5 protein-coding genes, 1 tRNA gene and 1 pseudogene are annotated in these 4,747 nt (G+C 68.3%); 2 read left to right on the top strand and 5 right to left on the bottom strand.

What is annotated here, in order from left to right; genetic code table 11:
• The 3 genes from NKF06_RS19710 to NKF06_RS19720 all read right to left on the bottom strand — a co-directional run.
• A partial coding sequence (locus NKF06_RS19710; protein WP_253246375.1) for a methyl-accepting chemotaxis protein occupies positions 1 to 1,493 on the bottom strand: 1,493 nt, incomplete at its 3' end.
• A 115-nt stretch (positions 1,494 to 1,608) separates the two neighbouring features.
• Positions 1,609 to 1,785, bottom strand: coding sequence for a hypothetical protein (locus tag NKF06_RS19715; RefSeq protein WP_172795741.1), 177 nt, complete (start codon positions 1,783 to 1,785; stop codon positions 1,609 to 1,611).
• A gap of 52 nt (positions 1,786 to 1,837) precedes the next feature.
• The gene (locus NKF06_RS19720) at positions 1,838 to 2,617 is read right to left on the bottom strand and encodes a tetratricopeptide repeat protein (RefSeq protein WP_253246376.1); all 780 of its coding nucleotides are present in this window, start codon (positions 2,615 to 2,617) and stop codon (positions 1,838 to 1,840) included.
• A 189-nt stretch (positions 2,618 to 2,806) separates the two neighbouring features.
• On the opposite strand from NKF06_RS19720, the gene NKF06_RS19725 reads away from it, so the two are divergent.
• Positions 2,807 to 3,247 (top strand): ester cyclase, encoded by a 441-nt coding sequence (locus tag NKF06_RS19725; protein WP_253246377.1) that lies wholly within the window; start codon positions 2,807 to 2,809, stop codon positions 3,245 to 3,247.
• Between the two features lie 274 nt (positions 3,248 to 3,521).
• Here NKF06_RS19725 and NKF06_RS19730 read toward each other — a convergent pair.
• A tRNA-Leu gene (locus tag NKF06_RS19730) sits at positions 3,522 to 3,606 on the bottom strand.
• Between the two features lie 41 nt (positions 3,607 to 3,647).
• Entirely contained in the window at positions 3,648 to 3,992 is a 345-nt protein-coding gene (locus tag NKF06_RS19735; RefSeq protein WP_058566604.1) for a ferredoxin, read from the bottom strand.
• Positions 3,993 to 4,108: 116 nt separating this feature from the next.
• Here NKF06_RS19735 and NKF06_RS19740 point away from each other — a divergent pair.
• Positions 4,109 to 4,747, top strand: a pseudogene (locus NKF06_RS19740) (hypothetical protein); the annotation flags it as partial.

Below are 4,747 nucleotides of genomic sequence, written 5' to 3' on the forward strand. Positions count from 1 at the left end.
CCCGCGAGGTCAGCGAGTTCGTCGGCGGAGGCGGCGACCTCCTCGACCGTCGCCGAGAGGTCCTGCATCTCCGAGGAGACCTCGGAGAGGAGCGACGCCTGCTCGGCCGCGCCGTCGGAGATGTCGGCCGTCGCCAGTTCGACCCGCTCGGACGCGGCGCTGACCTCCTCGGTGCCGGCGGTGACGCGCTCGCCCGCCGCGTCGACGGTCGCCGCGAACGCCGCGACACGTCCGATAGTCGCTTCGAGGTCGGCGAGCATCGCGTCGATGCCGTCGCCGACGGCCGCCATCGCCTCATCGTCCGGTTCGACCGACGTGCGCACCGTCAGGTCACCCGTCGCCGCGGCGTCCATCGTCTCGCGGTAGTCGTCCGCGGCGCTCGCGAGGTCGCGGCGCGCGTCTTCGGCGGCTTCGATGCGCTCGCGTAGTCCGTCGCGCATCTCGGCGAACGCGTTCGTCAGCGCCCCGAACTCGTCGACTCTGCGGGTTTCGAGGTCCACGTCGAGGTCGCCGCCGGCGAGCGCTTCCGCCTTGGTCCGGAGCCGCCGGAGGGACAGCACCGTGTTGCGGCCGATGACGACCCCGACCAGCGCGAGCCCGGCGAGGCCCACGCCGATGAGGACGGCGACGTCGCGCTCGACGACCCGCGCGACCGCGTAGGCGTTGTGCTGCGGCGCTTCCACGAGAACCGCCCAGTTCGTCCCCGAGACGGGCGCGTAGGCGACGACTTCGTCGCCCGTGCCGCCTTCGCCCTCGCGTTCGACGACCCCGGTCTCGCCGCCGAGCGCGGCGTCGAGCGCCGGCGTCGCCGCGCCCTCACGGTATGTCGTGAGGACGTTCTTGCCGTACTTGTCGAAGGCGATGACACCCCCCTCAGTCACCACGCGGGTCTGCGACCCCTCGACCGGTTCGCTCAACAGTTCGGCGTGCTTCGTCGCGTCGACGACGACCATCACCGCCCCGTCCCGGCCCGCCACCGGACTGAGGAAGGCGAGGCGCTCGCTCCCGGCGTAGCGGTAGACCTCGGAGATGGCGACCGCGTCGGGGTCGTACATCGTCAGCGACCCGGTCGTCCACGACAGGCCGAGGTCGGAGACCGACTTGGCCTCTATCACGCCGTCGGTGCTGCGGACGATGTCGCGGTTCGAGGGCTTCACGTAGTGGATAGCCATCACCTCGTCGGGGAGCGTATCCTTCTCGCGTTCGAACGTCTCGTCGATGGTGTCTGGGTCGCCCGTCTGGACGGTCTCGTACTCCGAGAGCATCCGGGTGGTCCGGGCGTAGCCGTCCATCCAACTCGACAGCCCCTCGGCCTCCAACGTGGCGACCATCTCGAGGTCGCTGTGGGTGTCGGCTCTGACCTCGGTTCCGACCGCGTCCGAGACGTACAGGCCGAACCCGCCCATCACCGCGGCCACGAGGAGGATAACGAACAGAAACTTCCGAAGGTAGCTCCGCCTGAGCACCGTCGGAACCAGCGTGGCGAGCTTCATGCCACTTGGTAGCAAGAGAGCGACGTAAAGCGTTGTCCCGCTAGCTATCAAGTATGATATTAGCTGAAAGATCGGGAGCCTTCGCTCTCACCGAATTACGAGTTCCGAGAATCGGCTACAGTTCGCTCACGGTGACGCCGAACGCGAGGGCAGCGGCTCCGGTCGCGCCGCCACCCGTGGCCAGCGGCGTGGGGAGGGCGGACACGACGCCGATAACCGCCCCGATGAGGAGGAAGACGGCCATCCCGAAGAGCGCGGCGTCGAATCGCGTGACGAGGAGTCCGGGTGACACGGTCTAATTACATCTCATTAGCCGAACTGTCAAAATGTTTGTGGGAGCGGTCCTACTCGCCTCGCTCTCTCACGTCCGGGTCAGTCGCGTCGTCGGGGTCCGAGTCCACGGCGGCTCCGGGGTTGCGGACGCGGTGCGGCGTCGAGTCCACCGACGCTTCGGTCTCGCCCCCCACGGTGTCTTCGAGGAACGCGAGGGACCGGTCGCGCTCGCCCCGCACCGAGCTATCGCGCAGTCCGAGTGAGATGGCGGTGTCGAAACAGCGGACGGCCTCTTCGTGGAGGCCGCGTTCGGCGAGGAAGAAGCCGCGGTTGTACCACGCCTGTGGGAAGCGCGGGTCGAGTTCGACGGCGCGCTCGGCGCGGTCGAGCGGCCCCGACGAGTCGCCGAGTTCCCACAACGCGTACGCGAGGTTCGTCTCCGCGGCCGCGGCGTGCTCGCCGTCGTCGTCGATGCGGAGCGCCTCGCGGTACGCGCCGATTGCTTCGTCGTACTCGCCGAGTTGCGCGTGGGCGACGCCCTTGTTCACCCACGCCTCGCACGCCGTCGGCGAGTCCTCGCCGGCGTAGGCGACTGCCCGACTGAAACTGTCGACGGCCTGTTCGTACTCCTCGATGGCGACGTAGGCCAGTCCGACCTCGACGAGCGCCGCCGCGTCGACCGCCTCGGGGTCGATTCCCGCCTCGTCCACCAGCTCGGCGAGGGCGTGGTCGTCCGCGGGGTCGACGAGCCGTCCGTTCACCCGGTACGTCGGCGGGTCGAGATCGAACCCTTCGTAGGGGTCGCCGAACCCCTGTCCATCCGAGTAGCGGTGTCTACGCGTCGAAGCCATTCCTACACGTTGGCGGGGAACCGAGATAACGTGGTCGCCGGTCGCTGTCGTTCGCCCGCCTTCCCGCTCGCCATCCGTCCTCGGTGGGTGCTATCTGGTAGCACTACACTATCTCTTCGCGGGTCGTACTCCACGATGGCGTCGGTGCGAGGCCGGACTGGTCGCCGCGGCGACGCCGGGTGGGTACGCATGTCGACACGAACGGTCACAGAGGAGAACCGCGCCCTGATTCGAACCGAGTTCGACCGGGCGTGGAACCGCGACGAACTCGACGCGCTCGACGAACTGTACGCCGACACCGTCCGCATCGCCACGACGCGAAGCGGGTCCGACGAGGTGCTCGTCACGCGCGAAGACATCAAGGAACTGCACGGCGAGTGGGACGGCGCGTTCCCGGACGCGATGACCGAAATCAACGCGATCGTCGCCGAGGGCGACGCCGTGATGGTCTGGTGGACCCTTCGCGGCACGCATCTCGGGACGTTCCGCGGCATCGAGCCGACGGGCTCGCAGGTCGAAGTCGACGGGTTCAGCTACCGCCGCATCGACGAGGGAACCATCGTCGAAGTGAAAGACGCCGCGAGCATGGCGACGCTGTTCTCGCAACTCGGCGTCGAACTCCCGGCGTAAAAGCGCCGTCGCGACGCAATACCGACGCAGATTTTTTGCGATGTGTGCGACCGAATCCTCGGCGTCTCCCCGACGGGTGGCGAGAGCAGTAGACGGCGAGAGACGGGGAACTAGAGTGGTGGAAGGCAATCAGATTCTGAGACGTGTGGGACGACTGGGCGGGTGTTGAATCGATTCGAGACGGTCGTTCGCGCTCCGCTCGGACGCTGCGACTCGTCGGGTTCAAATCACTCTGTTCGCACTCGGCACTCGCCGCTTCGTTCCTCGGAACAAGTGCGGGGGACGAGATTTGAACTCGCGAACCCCTACGGGAGCGGATCTTAAGTCCGCCGCTTTTGGCCTAGCTCAGCCACCCCCGCGCACTCTCCCGTTCTCCGAGGGGGTGAAAAGTGCTTTCGCTTTACCAGTCGACCGAGAGCGTCCCGTCGCCGTCGGGGTCGGGCGATAGCTCCTCGTCGGTTCGGCGGTCGATGACGTGGATGACGCCGCGGCCCTTCTTCGCCGGGCAGACCTCCGCCGCCTCGATGTTCTCGTCGAGTTCGTCCTCGCCGACGAAATACGACTTCGCGCGGGCGAGGCCGGTTTCGAGGTCCATCTCCCAGTTGTCGGCGACCTCGGCGCACCGGCCGGCCCCGAAGCACTTGTTCGCCTCGAAGATTATCTTGTAGGGCTTTTCGTCGACCGGCGGGGCGTTCTCGTCGGTTCCGAAGTCGCTCGGCTTCGGACGCTCGGACTCCTCGCTCATCGTCGGCCCTTGCCACGCGGTGGTCTTTGCGCTGTCGGTCGCGCGGCGGCAGAAACCAAACCGAACCTCGGTCCGTGCCCGGTGATGCTTTCGCCATCGAGCCCTAATTCCGAGCGATGCGGCAGTTCCGTCGCTCGCGCTTCAGCGACCTGATTCGCGCCGCCGGCCCCAGCGACCGCCGCCGGTTCCTCGCCGACCTCTGGACCGCCCGCGGGTGGGAGACGACCGTCGAAGACCGCCTCGTCGTCGCCCGCCGAGGCGACCGAACCGAGCGACTCGCGATCGGCTCCCGTCCTCGGTTTTCCCTGTCGCCGTCGGTTCCCGACGAGGCGACAGTCGTCGTCGCACTGGGCGACCCCGAGCGAATCCGACGCGCAACTCCCGACGACACCCGCGTCCTCTCGCTCGACGACCTCTACGAACTCGTTCGATACGGCCTCCCCGACGGCCGCGGCGACGACCTCGTTGCCGACCACTTCGGCGTCCGCCTCGCCGACTTGCCGGCCGATGGTGGGGCTGGGGGTGCAGGGGGGGCCGAGGGCGCAGGCGGCGCGCGGACCGGGCCGTTCGCATCTCTGCTCCCTCCTGCGCTCTTGTCGCTCCCGGTCGCGCCGCTTCTCTTCGTCGCGCTCCTCCTCGCGGCGGTCGTCGTGACCGCCGGTTCGGGCGGCGTGCCGGTGCTCGGTGACGCGCTGGGCGGGCAACAGCCGTCGTCCCCGACGCCGGCCGCGGCGACGACACCCGACACAACGCCG

Source organism: Haloferax sp. AB510, from assembly GCF_024136985.1.
In the GTDB taxonomy this organism is placed as follows: Archaea; Halobacteriota; Halobacteria; order Halobacteriales; family Haloferacaceae; genus Haloferax.